13 protein-coding genes and 2 pseudogenes are annotated in these 17684 nt (G+C 68.5%); 11 read left to right on the forward strand and 4 right to left on the reverse strand.

Translation table 11 applies throughout. The features are described 5' to 3' along the window. The first annotated feature begins 45 nt into the window (after positions 1–45). The 3 genes from SRB17_RS24665 (at position 46) to SRB17_RS24675 (ending at position 3068) form a co-directional block, all read left to right on the forward strand. On the forward strand, positions 46–1026 hold the full coding sequence (locus tag SRB17_RS24665) for a threonine ammonia-lyase (RefSeq protein ID WP_153542216.1): 981 nt from the start codon (positions 46–48) through the stop codon (positions 1024–1026). 85 nt (positions 1027–1111) lie between these two features. Next, the gene (locus tag SRB17_RS24670) at positions 1112–1390 is read left to right on the forward strand and encodes a hypothetical protein (RefSeq protein WP_153542218.1); all 279 of its coding nucleotides are present in this window, start codon (positions 1112–1114) and stop codon (positions 1388–1390) included. A gap of 778 nt (positions 1391–2168) precedes the next feature. After that, positions 2169–3068 carry a LysR family transcriptional regulator gene (locus SRB17_RS24675; RefSeq protein ID WP_153542220.1) on the forward strand — a complete coding sequence of 300 codons (900 nt, stop codon included), beginning with the start codon at positions 2169–2171 and terminating at the stop codon, positions 3066–3068. 80 nt (positions 3069–3148) lie between these two features. Here the strand turns inward: SRB17_RS24675 and SRB17_RS24680 are convergent, their stop codons facing one another. Continuing rightward, positions 3149–3901: an SDR family NAD(P)-dependent oxidoreductase gene (locus tag SRB17_RS24680; protein WP_153542222.1), complete on the reverse strand. Its 753-nt coding sequence runs from the start codon at positions 3899–3901 to the stop codon at positions 3149–3151. 573 nt (positions 3902–4474) lie between these two features. Here SRB17_RS24680 and SRB17_RS24685 point away from each other — a divergent pair. Both SRB17_RS24685 and SRB17_RS24690 read left to right on the forward strand, forming a co-directional pair. Then, positions 4475–4885 (forward strand): carboxymuconolactone decarboxylase family protein, encoded by a 411-nt coding sequence (locus SRB17_RS24685; protein WP_228396226.1) that lies wholly within the window; start codon positions 4475–4477, stop codon positions 4883–4885. 113 nt (positions 4886–4998) lie between these two features. Next, the gene (locus SRB17_RS24690; RefSeq protein ID WP_153542224.1) at positions 4999–6462 is read left to right on the forward strand and encodes a dihydrolipoyl dehydrogenase family protein; all 1464 of its coding nucleotides are present in this window, start codon (positions 4999–5001) and stop codon (positions 6460–6462) included. A 217-nt stretch (positions 6463–6679) separates the two neighbouring features. Here SRB17_RS24690 and SRB17_RS24695 read toward each other — a convergent pair whose 3' ends face one another. After that, entirely contained in the window at positions 6680–7219 is a 540-nt protein-coding gene (locus SRB17_RS24695) for a hypothetical protein (RefSeq protein WP_153542226.1), read from the reverse strand. Between the two features lie 605 nt (positions 7220–7824). Here SRB17_RS24695 and SRB17_RS24705 point away from each other — a divergent pair. Next, positions 7825–8181 carry a hypothetical protein gene (locus SRB17_RS24705; protein WP_153542230.1) on the forward strand — a complete coding sequence of 119 codons (357 nt, stop codon included), beginning with the start codon at positions 7825–7827 and terminating at the stop codon, positions 8179–8181. Positions 8182–8410: 229 nt separating this feature from the next. On the opposite strand, the pseudogene SRB17_RS24710 reads toward SRB17_RS24705, so the two are convergent. Continuing rightward, positions 8411–8719 (reverse strand): annotated as a pseudogene (locus SRB17_RS24710) (transposase domain-containing protein); the annotation flags it as partial. A 230-nt stretch (positions 8720–8949) separates the two neighbouring features. Here SRB17_RS24710 and SRB17_RS24715 point away from each other — a divergent pair. The 5 genes and pseudogenes from SRB17_RS24715 to SRB17_RS24735 form a co-directional block, all read left to right on the forward strand. Beyond that, positions 8950–9045, forward strand: a pseudogene (locus SRB17_RS24715) (transposase); the annotation flags it as partial. 670 nt (positions 9046–9715) lie between these two features. Next, positions 9716–9892 carry a hypothetical protein gene (locus SRB17_RS24720; protein WP_153542234.1) on the forward strand — a complete coding sequence of 59 codons (177 nt, stop codon included), beginning with the start codon at positions 9716–9718 and terminating at the stop codon, positions 9890–9892. Between the two features lie 181 nt (positions 9893–10073). Beyond that, a complete protein-coding gene (locus SRB17_RS24725; RefSeq protein ID WP_153542236.1) occupies positions 10074–10481 on the forward strand; it encodes a hypothetical protein in 408 nt (135 codons plus the stop codon). A gap of 31 nt (positions 10482–10512) precedes the next feature. Next, the gene (locus SRB17_RS24730; protein ID WP_153542238.1) at positions 10513–12051 is read left to right on the forward strand and encodes a penicillin-binding transpeptidase domain-containing protein; all 1539 of its coding nucleotides are present in this window, start codon (positions 10513–10515) and stop codon (positions 12049–12051) included. A 119-nt stretch (positions 12052–12170) separates the two neighbouring features. Next, positions 12171–16619: a Tat pathway signal protein gene (locus tag SRB17_RS24735; protein WP_228396228.1), complete on the forward strand. Its 4449-nt coding sequence runs from the start codon at positions 12171–12173 to the stop codon at positions 16617–16619. 73 nt (positions 16620–16692) lie between these two features. On the opposite strand, the gene SRB17_RS24740 is transcribed toward SRB17_RS24735, so the two are convergent. After that, positions 16693–17301, reverse strand: coding sequence for an SMI1/KNR4 family protein (locus SRB17_RS24740; protein ID WP_153542240.1), 609 nt, complete (start codon positions 17299–17301; stop codon positions 16693–16695). Between the last annotated feature and the right edge of the window lie 383 nt (positions 17302–17684).

A 17684-nucleotide genomic window follows, 5' to 3' on the forward strand; every position in this document is an offset into this window, starting at 1 on the left:
TACTCCACATGGGGACCACTGCCGACGGCGCTACGCTGCTGTGTCATGCAGGAGACGCGCCTCGACACTGCTCGGATCCGGGCGGCTCGCCGGGTCATCGACCCGATTTTTCTCGACACTCCGCTGTACCGCTGCGAGGCGCTGGAGCCCGACCTCGGGTGCACGGTGAGCATCAAGCTCGAAACGGCGAACCCGGTCCGCAGCTTCAAGGCCCGCGGCACCGAGGTAGTCGCGAGCCTGCTCGCCGACCATGGCTCGCAAGCCGTGGTGTGCGCCAGCGCGGGCAACCTTGGCCAAGCCCTCGCCTGGTCCGGTCGCGGCCGGGGGCTCGACGTCACCGTCGTGGCATCCCGCTTCGCGACCGCGACCAAGCTTGATCGCATCCGTGCACTGGACGCCAGGCTGGAACTGGTGGACGGCGACCACGAGATGGCACGCGAGCGGGCGGCGGCCATCGCGCGCTACGACGGCATCCGCCTGCTCGAAGACAGCCTGGACATCGAGACCTGCGAGGGCGCGGCGACCATCGGCCTGGAACTGGTGGACGCCGCGCCGTCGTTCGACGCCGTCCTGATTGCTCTCGGCGGCGGGGCGCTGGCCACCGGTGTGGGGCATGTGGTGAAGGCCTTGGCGCCCGAAGCCGAGGTGATCTGCATCCAGCCGTTGGGCGCACCGGCGATGACTCACTCATGGCGCCAACGGCGCGTCGTCACCACCGACTCGACCAACACCATCGCCGACGGCGTCGCTGGCCGGCGTCCCATCCCTGCCGTCCTGGACGACCTCCTCCTGGTCGCTGACGACGCCGTCCTGGTCCAGGAGGCGTCGATCATCGCCGGCATGCGACTGCTCCTCGACCACGCAGGCCTTGTCGTCGAACCGTCGGCCGCGCTCGGCATCGCGGCGATTCTCGAAGACCGTGACCGCTTCGCCGGCCGACACGTTGTCACCATAGTGTGCGGCAGCAACGTCGACGTAGACACCTATCACCGCTGGGTCGGTGCGACTCCGATCCACAGGTCTTGATGCGATGAAGGGGCGAAGTCCCCGCTCTCCGTGGGTGCCCTGGGTAGCCCTGTCACCCACTGTGTGACGGCCAAGGAGCCCCCGGGTGAGCGAGTACGACGGGCACCAGTACGTCAGTGTCGACCTGCACCGCAGACGGTCCGTGATGCTGGCTCTCGCCGAGCCGTACCTGCCTGCCGTCCGCAGCCCGTGGCCGCGCTGGATCCTCGAGAGCGACCGACTCTCCTGGAAGCAGGCCATCACCAAGCCCACGTGGCTGAACCTGACCTTCGACATGACATACGACGGCGGCACACTCGCATGGACTTCCAGGGTCGGGCGCCTCCCCGCCTCCAAGATGACCGGCAAGGTGTGGCGGGCGTAGGACCAAAGACGATCGGCGAGTGCGATGACGCGGTCTCGGAGTTCATCGGGGCGCTGGATGATGAACGGCCGGTCGAGTGAGGGGAGTGCCGGTAGGCAACCGTTCAGCCGCTCCATCCGCGGCTTAACGCGCCGCCATTGCTCGGTCGCCCGGGTGCTTGCCTGCTGCGGGTTCGTACTCCTCCGGGCTCGCGACGCTGGGCAGTCTCGTCGCGTCATCGTTCCGGACGCTCCCGCCCCATGCCGAGACCAACGACCGCCTCACCACATGGGGCACGGTCTTACGCGTGCCTGCGCGCCTGGGGGGCGGGCGATACAAGAGCGCGGGTCGGGGGAGCATGTGCCCAGTTCTCGCCCGCTCGTGAGGGGTTGTCATGGGTCCCATCCGCCGTGCCGTTCCGCCGGTACTGCTCTGCTGCTTGCTGTTGCCGCGCTGTTCATCCGGTTCGCGGTCCGGGCCGGATACCTCGGGGAAGGGTGAAGCGTCGGCGGCTGGCGCGTCGCAGCGGCAGCCGCCTGCGGGCAGCTGCCATTTCCGGTACGAGAAGAGCGAGCCCCTTGAGGCCCCGGCATGCACACCGGGTGCCGTCCCCCCCACCGGTGACCCGGGCGAACCTCACGAACTCCTGATGGCCACACCCAGCGCCCCTGGGCGACCCGACCCTACGAATGACTCGAGCAATCCGATCAAGAAGGTAGAGCCGTCTGAGGTGCCCGAGGAGGAACCCGCCGAGCATGCGGGGTGTGACACACCGCAGACAGCGTGGTGGCATGGGGGAATGGAGTTGCGGGAGTTGCGGGCGTTCGTGGCGGTGGTGGAGGAGGGCGGACTGTCGGCGGCGGCGCGGCGGCTGCACGTGAGTCAGCCGGCCCTGTCTCAGACGGTCAGCGGTCTTGAACGACCGCTGGGGGTGAAGCTGCTGGTGCGCGGCAGCGCCGGGGTGCGGGCCACCGAGGCGGGGACGGCCCTGGCGAGGGAGGCGCGTGCGGTGCTGGCCCGGCATGATCAGGCGCTGCGGGCGATGGCCCAGTACACCGGCCCGGGTGGCGGAGCGCTGTGGATCGGGATACCGCTGGAGCTGCCCGCCGGGCTGCTGGATCCGGCGCTGGCCGAGTTGGCCGAGGCGTATCCGGACACGCGGGTGCAGGCCCGGCATCTGTCCACGGCCGAGCAGCTGGCGGCGCTGCAGTCCGGTGAGCTCGATGTCGGCCTTCTGCGGGAGCGGCCTTCGGGTCCGGAGTTCGACGCGCTGCTCGTGGTGCGGGAGAGGCTGGGGGTGCTGTTGGCCGCGGAGCAGGCCACCGATCTCGCTGGACCTGACGGCATCGCGCTCGATGCGCTCGACGGACTGCAGTGGGTCGGATTCCCGCGCTCCGGTAGCCCCGCCTGGTACGACGAGCTGATCGCGATCCTGCGCGGTCACGGCCTCGACCTCGGCCCGGAGGCCCCCAAGGGGCAGGCGCTGATCGCCGACGTGAAGCTGGCAGCGGTTGCCTCCGGGCGGGCCTTCGCGCTGGCTCCGCCTGGCTGGCAGCAGCCGCTGCCGGACCGCGTGACCTGGTCGCCGCTGGTCGGGCATCCGGTGGTGCGGCGCACCTGGGCGGTGTGGCCGGCCGACTCGCGCCGCCGTGACCTCGGCCGTTTCATCGCCGCGCTCGACCGGTCGGTGAGCGATTGAGTACCGGGCCCGAGCACGGTATGCGCTACGGGGGCGCCGGGCAGTAGAGGCCGGCGCCCCCGTAGGGCAGTCGGTGCGCGTCAGACGGCCGTGCGGCCGCCGTCGACCGGCAGGACCGCTCCGTGGACGAAGCCCGCCGCGTCGCTCGCCAGGTAGGCGATCGCCTCGGCGATCTCCTCCGGTGCGGCCGGCCGCCCCGCGGGCGCCTGGGCGGCGAGGGCGTCGAGGCCGTCGCCCATGCCGGCGGCGCCCTCCGTGCGGGTCGGGCCGGGCTCCACGGCGTTGACCCGCACCCCGCGCGGGCCGAACTCGGCTGCCCACGCCTTGGTCAGCAGGTTCAGCGCCGCCTTGCTGGAGCCGTACAGCGCCATCCCCGCGACGCCGTACTCGGCGACCATGGTGCTGACGTTCACGATCGTGCCGTGGCCGCGTTCGGCCATCGCCGGTGCAAGCTCCGCCACCAGGTAGAAGGGCGCCTTCACGTTCAGGTCGTAGACGGCGTCCACATCGCCGGGCGACGCCTGCTCCGTCGGACCGAACGGGAAGATACCGGCGTTGTTGACGAGGATGTCGACCCTGCCGCCGCCCAGGCGGGCGGCTTCCCGCGTCAAGCGCCGCACCGACTCCGCCTCGCGCAGATCGGCGGCGACGAAATCGGCCTTGCCGCCCCGCTCACGGATGGCGCCGACCATGCCCTCGCCGCGGGACACATCACGCCCCGTGACCAGCACGTGCGCGCCTCGCTCGGCGAGCAGCGCCGCGGTGGCGGCGCCGATACCGCTGGTCGCTCCGGTCACCAGGGCCACGCGTCCAGCCAGATCAAGAGAAGCCATCAGAGCCATCCTTGTACATCGAAATGGGGGAGCGAATCAGACGTGCGGGTGTGCCGCGTCCGTTGTCCCGTCGCCTCGTCCATGAGGTGACGGGAGCGGAACGCGCCTGGCCGTTCCGGCGATTCCGTCTCGGCCATAGGCGGATACGAGGCCCCCTATAAGCGGCGGAACCCCGCCGTGCGGTCCAGGCCTGCGACAGGTCGCGGCGCCGCCCGTAAGCCGGCCAGTCACGTGTCCAGGGCTCCAAGGCTGTCCTTATGACCGCTCTTCGTGAGCCGTATGGCCAGAGTGCGATGAACAGGGGACACCTCGCCGTTAGATCACCCGGAGAGCGCGCGGATGCGCTTCCGGCTCGTTGCGGGCGGCACGGCTTCCGGCCGTCACCCAGTGAGCCGTCCGGGCCCTGGAGTCTGCCCGGACACCTCATCCCACGGAGTGCCCCATACCACGGCTTCCTCATATCCAGCCCGCCGCGGCGACCGCCGCCGAGGCGCTCGCCGAAGTGCGCACCGCCCTTGGCGCTGTCCCGAGCATGGCAAAGGTCATGGTCAACAGCTCGGCCCTGGTCAAGGGATGGCTCGCCCTGTCCGGCGCGCTGAGCGGGGGGTGCTCCCGGCCCCGGTCCGGGAACGGCTGGCGGTCGCCACCGCGGAGTACAACAATTGCACCTACGGCCTCTCCGCCCACACCTCCATAGGGGCGCACGTCGCCAAGGCCGACGCCGAGGTACTGGAGCGTGCCCGCCCCGTCGAGTCCACCGACCCGTACGTCGACGCACTGCCGGCCCTGGCCGATGCCATCGACCGCGGCTCCGGTCCTATCGACGAGCAGCAGCTCAAGACTGCCCGCGCCGCGGGCGTCACCGACGCCGAGATCGCCGAGGTCGTGGGCGATCTGGCGTTGAACATCCTTACGAACTACTTCAATGTCCTCGCCGATACCGACAACGAATGGCCGGTCGTCACCCCGTACGCCCACGGCTGACCGACGCGCCCTGGCCCGGTCGGCGAGCCTCCGGCAGTCCAGACGAGGCCCCACGGGCAGCATCACCACCGTCTCGACCGTCGTCAGGCACTCCCAGGAATGCGAGGAAGAACATGAGCGGACCGCGCGAAACCCAGGAAGGCGTTCCTTACGACGTGGTCGTGCTGGGTGCGGGCCCGGTCGGGCAGAACGTCGCCGACCGCGCCCGTGCCGCCGGCCTCTCCGTAGCGGTCGTGGAACGGGAACTGGTCGGCGGCGAATGCTCGTACTGGGCGTGCGTGCCCAGTAAGGCGCTGCTGCGGCCGGTCATCGCGCTCGCCGACGCGCGGCGCGTGGACGGTGCCCGGCAGGCCGTCACCGGTCGGCTCGACACCGATGGCGTCTTCGCCCGCCGCAACCGCTATGTCACCGACTGGGACGACACCGGACAGGCCCTGTTCCTCAAGTCCATCGGAGCCGACCTCTTCCGTGGCCACGGCCGTCTCGACGGGCCCCGACGCGTCAGCGTCACCCGTGACGACGGCGCCCGGCAGACCCTCACGGCCCGGCACGCGGTGGCCATCGCCACCGGCAGCCGACCGGCGTTGCCCGACATCCCCGGCATCCAGGAGGCCCGTCCCTGGACGAACCGGCACGGCACCGACTCCAGCACCGTGCCCACCCGCCTCGCCATCATCGGCGGCGGCGGAGTCGGCATCGAGATGGCTACTCTCTGGCAGGGCCTCGGCTCCCAGGTCACCCTGCTCGCCCGGCGCCGCCTGATCCCCCGCATGGAACCCTTCGCCGGCGAACTGGTCGCCCAGGGATTGAGCGAGGCGGGCGCGGATGTGCGGATCGGCGTGCAGGTGACCGCCCTGCGCCGCCCGGACCCGGAGGGACCGGTCACCCTCACCCTCGACGACGGGGGCGAGCTGGAGGCCGACGAGGTCCTGTTCGCCACCGGCCGCACCCCCGCTACCGACGATATCGGCCTGGACACGGTCGGCCTCACGCCCGGCTCGTGGCTTGATGTGGACACCACCTGCCTGGTGCAGGGGGTCGACGGCGACTGGCTGTACGCCCTCGGCGACGTCAACCATCGTGCCCTGCTCACCCACCAGGGCAAATACCAAGCCCGGACCGCAGGCGACGCCATCGGCGCCCGCGCCGCCGGCCGCCCGCTGGACGACACGCCCTGGGGCGACCACGCCACCACCGCCGACCAGCACGCCGTACCCCAGGTCTTCTTCAGCGTCCCCGAGGCGGCCGCGGTGGGCCTGAGCGCCGAGCAGGCGGAGCGCGCCGGGTACCGCGTCAAGACCGTCGACCTCGACTTCAACGCCGCCCAGGGCGCCAACCTCCACGCCGACGGCTACCGGGGCCACGCCCGGCTGGTCGTCGACCTCGACCGGGAGGTCCTCCTCGGAGTGACCTTCGTCGGCCCCGGCGTCAGCGAGCTCCTGCACTCGGCAACCATCGCGGTCGCGGGTGAGGTCCCGCTCAAACGGCTCCGCCACGCGATCGCCCCCTTCCCCACCGTCAGCGAGATCTGGCTCTTCCTGCTCGCCGCCTACCGGCACGATCAGGAGACGCCGTAGACCACAGCCACCTGGCGGCCCCGGTTTCGTTCCCTGACGCGGCCGCATGCACTGCACTGCCCCCACCCGGCGACCCGATCCGACGAAAGGACCCGTAATGAAAGCAAGCGGAGTCTCCGCGCCCGGGGCGACGGAGGTCACCCTCCTCGACCTACCCGAACCTCCGCAGCGGCACCGGCCAGGTACTCACCGCGGTCGAGGCCGCCGGCGTGGGGCCTCAGCCCTCTTCGTCCTCCAGACCGGCCACGTCTCCAATGGCGGCGCGTAGGTCGTGCATGCCCTGCAGGATGTCGATGAGGGCCTCCTCCGCCCCGCCCAGAGCCCGTCGCGTTCCCTCGACATCACCGCGATCCGCATGCACCTGGGCGCTGAGCGCATACACCGCCGTCATGGCGGCGGCGAAGGAGGCTTCCCGACCCGGTGGGAGCTCCTCCGCGTCGGGTGCGACCTGCATCGCGGTGCGGTGGAGCCTGTTCGTCAAGACGTTGACCGAAAGGCCTGGGTCAGGCCCGATCTGCTCCGACCAGCCGAGCATCGTTTCGAGGACGTCCTCGATCTCCTCTTCCTCGGTCAAGCGCGTCGCGGCGGCGATTTCCAGCTCGGTCTTCGCCAGCAGACAACCCAGCAGATGCAGCCGGTGCTCTTCGTGCGGCCCTTCGGGTCGTGCCTCTGGGCCAGCGGCTGGCTCTACCCCGAGAGCGACCAACGCGGCATTGACCTGTTCAGCAGTTACCGGACGCTCGCTACTGATGCTCACGCCCTTCAGTTTCAACCCGCGAAGGGGCAACCGCCGCCCGCACACACCGACGGGATTCAAAATGGGTCATGTGTAAAGCCAGTCGCCAGCCTCCGCCACACCTGCAAGGTCGAACAATGATTTCGTCAAAGCGCCGCGAGCGTTGGCGCGCGCAGGAGTGATCCGTCCGGCGGGACAAGGCCCGCCGAGTGCGTCGAGGCCGCCATCGAGGACCTTGTCGCCGGGCCCTTGACGGGCGTGGCGGCCCGTCAGACGCCGCGCGATGTCGGCTCCGGCTCAAAGACAGGCGCCGCCGCGCGGCGGGGGAGCGGCAGCGGGGTCGCCAGCAGGAGCACGCCTCCCAGGTCGATGGCCATGGGCGGTCCGAGCAGGACATCCGGCGCGCCCCGGACAGCCGTCGGGAGTACAGTCGAGGCCTCTGGGACCGCGGGGTGCGGCCAGGCGCCGCGGTGTCCGCGGTGGCGATGGATACCGCGGACGCCGACGGCCAGGACCATTCTTCGAACGGGCCACAGCCAGGGCAGCGCCCGGTCCCGCGGCTCGCAAGCGATCTCGTCTCACCCGACCGGCCGCACGCCGCCGTCGTCCGAGGAGCACGGCAAAACGTGCATCACTCGTATGGTGGGCCTGGAGCGCAGCCGGTTCCCCGCCCAGAACTCCAGGCATTCTTTGGAGAACCAGTTGCCTTCCGTCTCGGTGAGGACCTGCGCGGCCCCGAGGTGGACGGCCACACCGTGCGGGCGGCGGTCAGTGAAGTGCTCGTCGAACTGGAAGTGATCGACACGCCATACGGAGACTGGCGGTTACCGCTTCAGGGCAGCGTGGCGGACAACGCGGCAGCAGCCCGGTCCGTGCCGGGGCGGGAGATCCCGCTGCACCCCGATCTGGACCTCGCCTGCGAGGAGATCACCGTGCGCGTGGGCCGCGAGGCCGTGGCCCCCCTGCTCGGCCGTCGTGGGTAACACGCTCGACTCCGTGGTGTGGTTGGCCCGCCGGCCGAACACTACGGCGCCGGACTGCGCCGCGGCGACCTGGTCGTGGCAGGGGCTGTGCACGCCGGTCTCCCGCTGCGACCCGGCAGCTCGATCGCGGAGAGCTCGGCCCGCCTGCCGCCCGTCAGCGTCCTGGCCGCCCACCGCAAGCTGCCGGCCGACTCCGAGCTCGCCCAGACCATCGCCGCCCTCGCCCGAGCTCAGCCGGAGGCGCCGACAGAACGTCGAACAGTACTTTCAGCGGCTTCGGCCCCAGACGTCGGCACAGCTGTCGTGGGGCGGCTGCTGAGGGAGTGCGCAGGTCGATACCCGACAGGCCGGCCACGAGCTTGTCCCAGACACGCCGGTGTCCCAGAGCCGGGAACAGTCCCAGGGCCAGGACGAAGTATATGCCGACCCGGGTGGGCAGCGTACGCACACGGGCCTGAACGGTCCTGGTCACTTCGAGCACATCATCGACGAGCTCGAATGGCATGTACTCAGTCAGCCCACCGAGGTGACCAACCGCCCGCGGCAACGGTCGTAGTGCGCGTCATGGTGCAACTGGCTGCCTGGCTCGACCCGCCCTTGACTCCACGGCTGCGGCGCCAACTTCGTGGCATTGGTGCAACCGCATGCTCGGCTGACTCCACCACTGCCCTCGCCAACCACGTCCACTGCAGCGAAGCAATCGCCTTTCCCGCCCAGCAGACACGCAACGCACGCAGGCCGCTTGCCAGTTCTTGCGCATCGGATGTCTCGATCCCCGGCATCGGCGTCAGGAATGCCGCAGTCCTCCTGACCAACGCAGGCGACGGCAGCTCGTTCCGGAGCGCCGCCCACCTTGCCCCCTATCCACATGTGGTGCGGTGCCGTGTACCGACGCTCCCTTTAGCTCTACCAGGCGCAGGACGGCGGCAGCATATGGACAGTCGGGGACAGACCGGTCAGGAGCCCGAGCACCGTCCCGGCGAGGTCACCCTCCCAGGTTCACGATCAACGCCACCGACACGGTCAAGACTCTGCCAAGTCGGATCGACCCGGCAGTCGAGGATTGCCTCGTGGCAGACCCCTCAACAACCTTGCATTGAAAGGGAGTTGATGCCTCGGCATCTGGACTTCGGCCGCCGAGGAAGCGGAGGTTCGAGCTCCACGCGGCTGTGAAGAAGCCTTGTGGGAGCTGTGCTCGCCGTGTCTAATGATCAAGCGCTCTGCCGGAATGGATCAGACCAATTCCAATTTTCCGCCGTGACGCGCGTACAAGCGGGGGAAACGCTTTGGCACATCTGACCACGTCGCCCTCAGCACTCCATGTACTGACGTGAGGGGGGCTCATGCGGGTCAGAAACTTCGGTGTCGCCGCTGCCGCTCTGGCGACCTCGGCCGTTCTGTACCGTCGGGCAGCTTCGCCTCGTTCCACGGGAACGTCCACAGCCACGGCTACGAGGACGGGTCGGCCAGGGGCACGGACGTCTTCTACCGGTACGTCTTCGCCTCGGGCGAGGGCGATGCATCGGGGCGGCCGGTGAAGAAAGGTGCGGCCTCGGCGAACAACTGCTCCGACGTGGACGGCTACCGCGTCTACTACAAAACCGGTTACCTCGGGCACTCGCAGTCCATCCCGCACTACTACGGCTGCGGTTCCAGCACCAACCTCGACTCCACACTGAAGAACAACAATGCGTCTTCCCACTTCGCGTAAGCGTGCACGGATGCGGCTCGCGGCCCTGGCCGCTTCCGGCACGGAGGCCGTCGTGCTGACTTCCAGTTCCTCGTCGTCTGCGTCCTCGTCGCCGAGCGCCACGCCCAGCGGACCGCCCGCGGCCGGGGTCGACACCTCGAAGTGGCCCAAGGCAGTCGTGGACACGGGGCCCCTCAAAGGGATGACGCTGCCACTGCAGCAGTACATGCAGACGTACCAGGACTCCGTCGTGATCGAGCATGCGGCCCGGAGCCTGGAGACGCAGTGCATGGCCCGTTACGGGTTCACGGTCACGTTTCCGCCGGTAGGCGTGAACCCGCCGCCGAACGCGGACGACTCGAACATGCCGCGCCGGTACGGCATCAGCGATCCCGCGACGTCCGCCAAGTACGGGTACGAGCTGCCGCCGGACCCCACGGAGCATCCGCAGCCCCCGAAGCCGTCTCCTGCGGGGATCGCCGTGCTGACCGGGCGCAAGGCGCTGAACCCGCGGGCGGAGATGATCGGTCTGGCCACCGGACTGCTGGCCGGGCTGTATCCGGCCTGGCGACCCGCCCGCATCCAGCCTGTAGAAGCTCTCCGCCGCTGACCCGCGCCCTCCCCCCCACTCAAGGAAGCCGATGCGCATCCATCGCCGCCCCACCACTGCCTTGATACTTTCGGCCGCCCTCTTGGCCGGCACCGCCGCCTGCGACGTGCACAAGGACACACCCGCATCGGATGAGGTGGCCGCCACCGCTCACGCGTTCCTGTCCGCGTGGCAGAGCGGTGACCTGGACAAAGCCGCCCGGCTGACCACGAACCCCGGCCAGGCCCGGACCGAGCTGGCTGCCTACCGGGACACGACCGGTGTCACCTCCCTTGCACTCACCCCCGAGAGCACCAGCGGTGACACCGTGCCCTTCAAGGCCACGGCCCGTCTGTCGTATCTCGGCAGCCACGCAACCTGGAAGTACACCTCCAAGCTGTCCGTGGTGAGGGACGACGCCACCGGCCACCCGCGCGTTTCCTGGCACAGTGACGTGATCAACCCCGCCGTGCCCGATGGCGGCGGCTACACCCTGCAACCGTTCTCCGGTACAGACGCCGCCGTCACCACCGACCGCCGCGGCAGACGGCTGACCACCCACGACCACCCAGGCCTGAGGCAGATTCTGACGCAGCTTCAAAAGCGCTACGCCGACACAGGCCAAGGGGCCCTGGGCATACGGCTCTCCTCCGCGGGCGACGGCGGCGGCGGACGCATCATCGCCACCCTGAACGGGGGAAAGAGAGCGCAGGTCCCCACGCGGCTGGACGCAGCGGTGCAGCAGGCCGTGGACACGGCGGCCTTCAAGTATCCGGGTGCATCCGTGGTGGTCATCCGCCCCAGCACCGGCGACGTGCTGGCCGCCCGTACCACCGGCACGGACGCCGACCCCACACTGGAGGGCGTACAGGCACCGGGGCAGGTCTTCGAACTCGTCACCACCGCGGCCCTCCTGGACCACAGCACCGTCACCCCCAGCACCCCGGTCGGTTGCCCCACAAGTGCCTCCTACGGCGGTCAGACCTTCACCAATGCCGACAACTTCAGCGCCCAGGACGCCCGGTTCGCCGATGTGTTCACCCACGCCTGCGACACCGGTTACATCCGGCTTGCCGGCCATCTCACAGGCCAGGACCTCGCCTCTGAGGCACGCGACGTGTTCGGCCTGGGCCTTGACTGGCACACCGGTCTCACCACCGCCGACGGCGCCGTACCCGAACTGGACGGGGCCGACAAAGCCTCGGCTGCCATCGGCAGGGGCGAGGTCCGCCTCAACACGCTGAACCTCGCCTCCCTCACCGCCACCATCCAGAGCGGATCCTTCAGACAGCCCCTGTTCGTCGATCCGAAGATCAGCGGAAAGGCACCGGCCCGAACCCACCGCGCCCTGCCCAGCCGTGTCGCGGACGGGCTGCGGACGCTGATGCGTGCCTACGCCAGTGCCTCCGGGGTCGAGGGCGTCGCGTTCGGAGGAGTCGCCGACCAGTTCGCCGACAGTGACCAACCCATCATGGGCTGGTTCACCGCCTACAGCGGCGACCTGGCCGTCGCTGTCACCGCTCCTGAGACGTCACACCAGCCGGAGACCGCCAAGGCCGTCGTCCGGGCGGTCCTCGACGCCACCGGCTGATCCTCCCCGAAGAAAGCTTCCGCCCGGCCCTCGGAACCTCGCGTCGCGAGGGCCGCAGGCGGGCCGAGTCGTGCCCAAAAGGGCGCGGGAACCTCATCGAGAAACGGGAAGAATCTCTCTTGAGACCCACAGCACGAACACGCGCGCGCTGGGCCGCCCTGGTGACCTGCGCAGCGCTGACCGGCACCCTCATACAATCCACCACAGCCCTCGCGGCTCCGCCCGCCGAGCCCGCCCAGGGCCACGGCAAACCGGCACCGTCCGGACGGGTCGCGGACCCGGACAAGAAGCTCGGCAAGGGCTGGCGGACCAGCAAGGACCGCGCGGTGACAGCGGCCGCGGACAGCGACGGGCTGCGCATCCTCGTCGCCGACAGTTCCAAGGCGTACGCCTGGAAGACGGTCGCAAGCCTCAGCGAGCCGGGCATGCCCGCGGACTCGTGGATCGGCAACCAGTGCGTGATCGACCACGACCACGCCGCCGTCGTCTACGCGCCGCGTACCTTCACCAACAAGCCGGACCTGATGCAGGGAGGTGCGTTCGCGGCGATCGTGGACCTCGGCTCCGGCCAAGTGACGAAGCTGCCGTTCACAGCGTCGCTGGCGTACTTCGATCCGTCCTGCAACCCAGAGACTCACACGGCCGCGTTCACCGCCTTCCGGGACATGAACGACCCGGCTGCCACCCGGACCCGCGTCGTGACCGTGAACACCGCCGGCAGGATACTGAGCAAGTCGGCCACCAAGGGCGAAGTCACCAGCGCCGTGCCCGTCAAGGACGGTGCGATCGGCGCCCTGGGCCGTCATCTGATCCGCCTCGACCGCAAGGGCAGGGTCGAGAGCCTGCTCACGGCTGGTGGCGTACCGTTCGACATCCACCCGGTCACCGGTGGGAAAGTCGCCTTCGTCGAGCGCAACGGCAGCAAGCGCGCCCGTGCCCGGCTGTGGAGCGCGAAGGGCAAGGCCGCTGTCGTCGCAAGCGGCAAGCTCGGTGACCTCGACCTGGCACGGGGCGGCTCCTCCAACGTGTTCCTCGTGGGGCACCCGTCCGGCGCCGCGCACACGCGAGGCAGCGGCATCGCCCGGATCAACGCCCCGGTGGACACGGACATCTCCAGCCTGGGCCGGCTCGCCGTCAACCCGGTCCTGACCTCGGGGCTGCGCGCGGGCGTCGACCGGATCAAGAATGCCGGAGAGGGCTTCACAAAAACCGAGCTCGCATCAGAGCACGCAACGCCCGTACCGGGCATGCAGAAAACCGCCCGCGCCATGACGGTGACCTCTACCGCCACGGGCACCGGCACCAGGCTCAGCCAGCAGGTCACCCCCACGCCGCACACGGCCGGCAACCAGCTGTCGCCTGCGCTCACCTCGGTCCACAAGGCGCTTGCCGCAGCCGGCGCCGGCTCGGGCAGGCACCCGCAGTCGGCTCGGACCGCCGCAGTGACGTCGATCGTGTCGCACGACCCTACGGACCCCGACCGCTGGTGCTCCGTCTCCCGCAACGACGTCAACGCGCAGGCGCTGCAACCGACGCCGAACCAGGTCGAGTGGGCCGTCGACATGGCCGTACGCGGTGATCTGCACGCCGGCTACCTCAAGCAGGGCGGCTACCGCAACCAGACCGGCCTCGGCACCATCGACCCGCAGGGCCTGTTCCCGCCGCCCACCCTGAACGGCGCCAAAGACGCGCGTATCCCGGCCAACGTCATGCTCGGCATCATGGCCCAGGAGTCCAACCTGTGGCAGGCCGAATCCGGCGCCATCCCCGGTCAGATGGGCAGTCCCCTGGCGGCCGTGGACGGCTACTACGGCCACCAGATCGACCCGGGCGACCCCGACTCCTACTGGAACATCAACTGGGACAAGTCCGACTGCGGCTACGGCGTCGGACAGGTCACCGACGGCATGCGCCTGGCCGGGCACGAGAAGCCGGGTGAGACGAGCCTGTCGCCGAGCCTGCAAAAGGCCGTCGCCATCGACTACGCGACCAACATCGCCGCCTCGCTGAAGATCCTCGCCGACAAGTGGAACGAGGTCCACAAGGCCGGGCAGACGATCACCGTCAACAACGACGACCCGTCGTACGTGGAGAACTGGTTCACGGCCGTCTGGAACTACAACCTCGGCTTCAACCCGCCCTCCGACGCCTCGCAGCACGACGGGCACTGGGGGCTTGGCTGGTACAACAATCCGGCCAACCCCATCTACAAGAAGAGCTGGGGCCACCCGTTCATGGACACGGACGTGGACGGCACCGAAGCCAACCACGACGCCGCGCACCCGCAGGACTGGCCGTACGAGGAGAAGGTGATGGGCTGGGCCGCCTGGTCCATCGACACCGGCTACTCCTACGCCACCAATGGCCGCCAGGACTGGCCCGGCGAGTCCGGCTTCTCCTCGGCCGGCTTCCGACCGGCCTGGTGGAACACCACAGCCGTGCGCAGCGAGGTCTCACCGCCGCTGAGCACCTTCTGCAACAGCGACAACAACTGTGACCCGAACACGCCGCCGAACTGCGGCACGCCTGAGTGCTACGCGCAGTTCTGGTTCAACAAGCCCAACGCGACGTGGAAGACCAACTGCGCCACCGAGTGCGGACACGAGCTGATCAAGTACCAGACACTCGTCCCGGAACCGGGGCGTGGCTACCGGCTGAAGAACGGCACTCCGGTCTGCTCCGGAGCACCCGCCGGGTCCCAGGTGGTCGCATCCGTGCCCAACGGCACGGAGACGTGGAGCGACTGCGGGCAGGCCACTTCCTCGGGCAGCTTCGAGTTCACGTTCTACGCGGACACCATGGGCACGCACTTCAATGCGAAGGCGGACCTGCATCAGATCGGCGGCGGGTACGGCGGTCACTTCTGGTACGCCCACGCGCGCGACGAGAACCATCTCGGCGGCGATGGCGGAAGCATGACCATCCTCGGTGACTGGAAGCTGAATTCGGCAATCTCCGGCGGCGGGGCCATGGTCTACGCACACATCCCGGACACGGGGGCGCAGGTCTCCAACGCCTCCTACAAGATCATCACACCGTTCGGCACGGTCACCAAGACCATCGACCAGGGCGCCCACGAGTCGAACCAGTGGGTGTCCCTGGGCGCCTACAACTTCAAGGACCAGGCACCGGAGGTGCAGCTGTCCAACTCCACGGCGGACGGCACCGCCGACAAGGACGTGGCCTGGGGAGCGGTCGCCTTCGTGCCTGGCGACTTCAGCGGAATGCCCAAGGTCAACTTCCCGGCGGAGAACCCGGACGCTCCGGACGTCGACGACGTCGCCGCTCAAAAGCCCGAAGATGCCCCGGCGCCCACACCGGTAGGCTTTGCCGCCGCCACCGTCAACAACGCCCAACGGGCCACCAGCGCAGGTGGTGACACCAGCACGTGCTCCAAGAGCAGTCACGGAGTCAAGCTCTGCGTAGGCCCCTACGAGCCGTGGAGCAAACTACCGAAGAGCCCGGTCAAGAAGGCCTCACCGAAATCCACCCACAGCCTCACGGCAAGCTCCGAGCCGGTTCCTTGGTGCAAGACCGCTCCCGGATCCGACTTCCAGTACACACGCACCCAGGGCTGTCTGCGAGGCGGCTACGCCCTCAAGGCCACGAACACTGACGGCGAGGTCATCGGCGGCGGAAACGTCAAGGTCGTCCAGGAGATCTTGCTCGACCCGACCTCACAGCAGTTCACCACCTGGACGGAGTTCTCCCTGCCGGACCTGGTCGGCGTGCCCTCCGCGACACTGGACACGTACTTCGAAGACTGCTGGGCCATGAGCGACTGCACCGCATCCCCGCCCGGCCCCTGGAGCGGCAGCACGACCTGGACACAAGGGGACACGCACACAGCCTCCCGGACCGACACCTACAGCTGGAACAAAGTCGCCGGAGGCGAGGCAACGCTGGGTCTGGACTGGAACACCAGCTGGAGCGCTCCCGGAGCCTCCGCCACAGCGAACAACGAGTGGAAAGACAATGCCTTCTCCATCCGTTGTGACAACAAGGTCGGCGGAAACACCGGATGCGTCTTCCCCAAGGTCGCCCCGACCATGTATCTGGAGCGCGACAAGTACCCGGCCGCTGCGGCCTACTACTGGATCTTGGAGGAGAAGCTGGCATCCCACCCGGGAAGCAAGAAGTACAACAAGCCGCTTCACCGCCTCGCGGATGACGCGGCCGCAAAGGACAACCGCGACAAGATGTGCATGCTCGCGGTGGCCGAGTGGAACCCGAACCCGAACGCAATCGGCAGAAGCTGCGACGAGTACCCCTTTGCCAAGTCACGTGAGAGCGGCGGCATGACGCTGGCCTCGGGCAAGTCGTGCGTACAGATGTACGCGGTGAAGAACGCCGACGGCACCTACACGCTCAAGCTCGACGAGAACTACGCCTACCCGACATGGAACGAGATCTGCGGACGGGCCGCAATCACGACCTCCCAGAACACGGCGGCCGGCGGTAAGCTCGGCCGGTTCACCACATCCGTGAGACTGTTGGACCGCGACGCGTACTACGTCAACACTGGTTACGAATCCTGCGATCTCAGCCAGGTCTGCGACATCAGCTGACCTGAGTGTCAACTCACACAAACGGCCCGCTGGATGCTTCAACATCCAGCGGGCCGCCCCATGCCGCTACGGGTTACCCCTGAGCCGTTCGGACATGCCACTCCAGCATTCTCCCAGCATGCACAGAAGGAACTCGGGGGACAGTCGTTACCGGCGTCCGGGCCATAACCGAGTTGTACAGATCTGCCATCATGAGGTCCATGCGCGGCCACAGCAACTGGTACTCCGGATCACCGAACGAGATTTCTCCTATTTCTCTCGCATGGTGATACCGATGGTCCACGAACAGCAGATCGCCGGACATGTTCTGAGCGAAAGGAACCCATTGGCTGTCGGCAATTCGGCCCGCGACCAGGTCCTCTTCGCCTTCCTCGCGGGCATCGTCCACCATCGAGACGAGGTCGTGATGGGCTGCCAGAATGCCGTCTACGTCCAATAGGCTGTAACCGAGGAGGAAGGCTCCCGGCTCGGTACTGGCTCTACGCATGGTCACGCCGTTATGGAGTCCTAGGGTTGTTCTCACGTCCTCGTGGACGGAGAAGCCAAGCCCGTCTTCCAGACGATTGATATCGCCCTCCGAAGCTCCCGGCAGCAAGGACTCATAGTCTCCTGGAGCGTGCTCAGCCAGCCAGTTCTCGAAACTGCGCCACAGATGAGCAAGGCCAGGTATTTCGGTTCCCATGGCTCCTTCTATATCACGTGCGGTGTTTCACGGCCCCGCTCGGATCACGCTCGGCTCTACCCGTCGGGCAACGAGGCGGCGGGGAGCGCCGGCGGGTCACGTTTGCAGAGGGCACCGATCCCGTGGAGCCCGAGGATGTGATGAGTGCGGACTGGGTGCAGTGGCGGGGCGCCGGGCCGAGCAGTGGCAACCCGAACTCGTCGACCTCGACCGGTCGGGTGCGCCTATCGCCCCAGCCAAGTCAGGAAACGCGTGCGTTCTTTACCGCACTGACCATAGCTGGACGAGTGGGCACCGTTCGGGTTGAAAGTGGAGCCATAGGGTCCAGAACTGAGCGCGCAAGTCGCTCGGACCGGCTGCAGAGCGTAGTAACCGAACGCGAC

This window comes from Streptomyces sp. RB17 (assembly GCF_009604455.1).
GTDB lineage: Bacteria > Actinomycetota > Actinomycetes > Streptomycetales > Streptomycetaceae > Streptomyces.

Bases quoted from the DNA above. Each gene is read 5' to 3' on its own strand.
- SRB17_RS24690 (WP_153542224.1), top strand. From the start codon at position 4,999: ATGAGCGGACCGCGCGAAACCCAGGAAGGCGTTCCTTACGACGTGGTC.
- SRB17_RS24685 (WP_228396226.1), top strand. From the start codon at position 4,475: ATGGCTCGCCCTGTCCGGCGCGCTGAGCGGGGGGTGCTCCCGGCCCCG.
- SRB17_RS24665 (WP_153542216.1), top strand. From the start codon at position 46: ATGCAGGAGACGCGCCTCGACACTGCTCGGATCCGGGCGGCTCGCCGG.
- SRB17_RS24730 (WP_153542238.1), top strand. From the start codon at position 10,513: ATGCGCATCCATCGCCGCCCCACCACTGCCTTGATACTTTCGGCCGCC.
- SRB17_RS24740 (WP_153542240.1), bottom strand. From the start codon at position 17,301: ATGGGAACCGAAATACCTGGCCTTGCTCATCTGTGGCGCAGTTTCGAG.
- SRB17_RS24675 (WP_153542220.1), top strand. From the start codon at position 2,169: ATGGAGTTGCGGGAGTTGCGGGCGTTCGTGGCGGTGGTGGAGGAGGGC.
- SRB17_RS24680 (WP_153542222.1), bottom strand. From the start codon at position 3,901: ATGGCTTCTCTTGATCTGGCTGGACGCGTGGCCCTGGTGACCGGAGCG.
- SRB17_RS24725 (WP_153542236.1), top strand. From the start codon at position 10,074: ATGACGCTGCCACTGCAGCAGTACATGCAGACGTACCAGGACTCCGTC.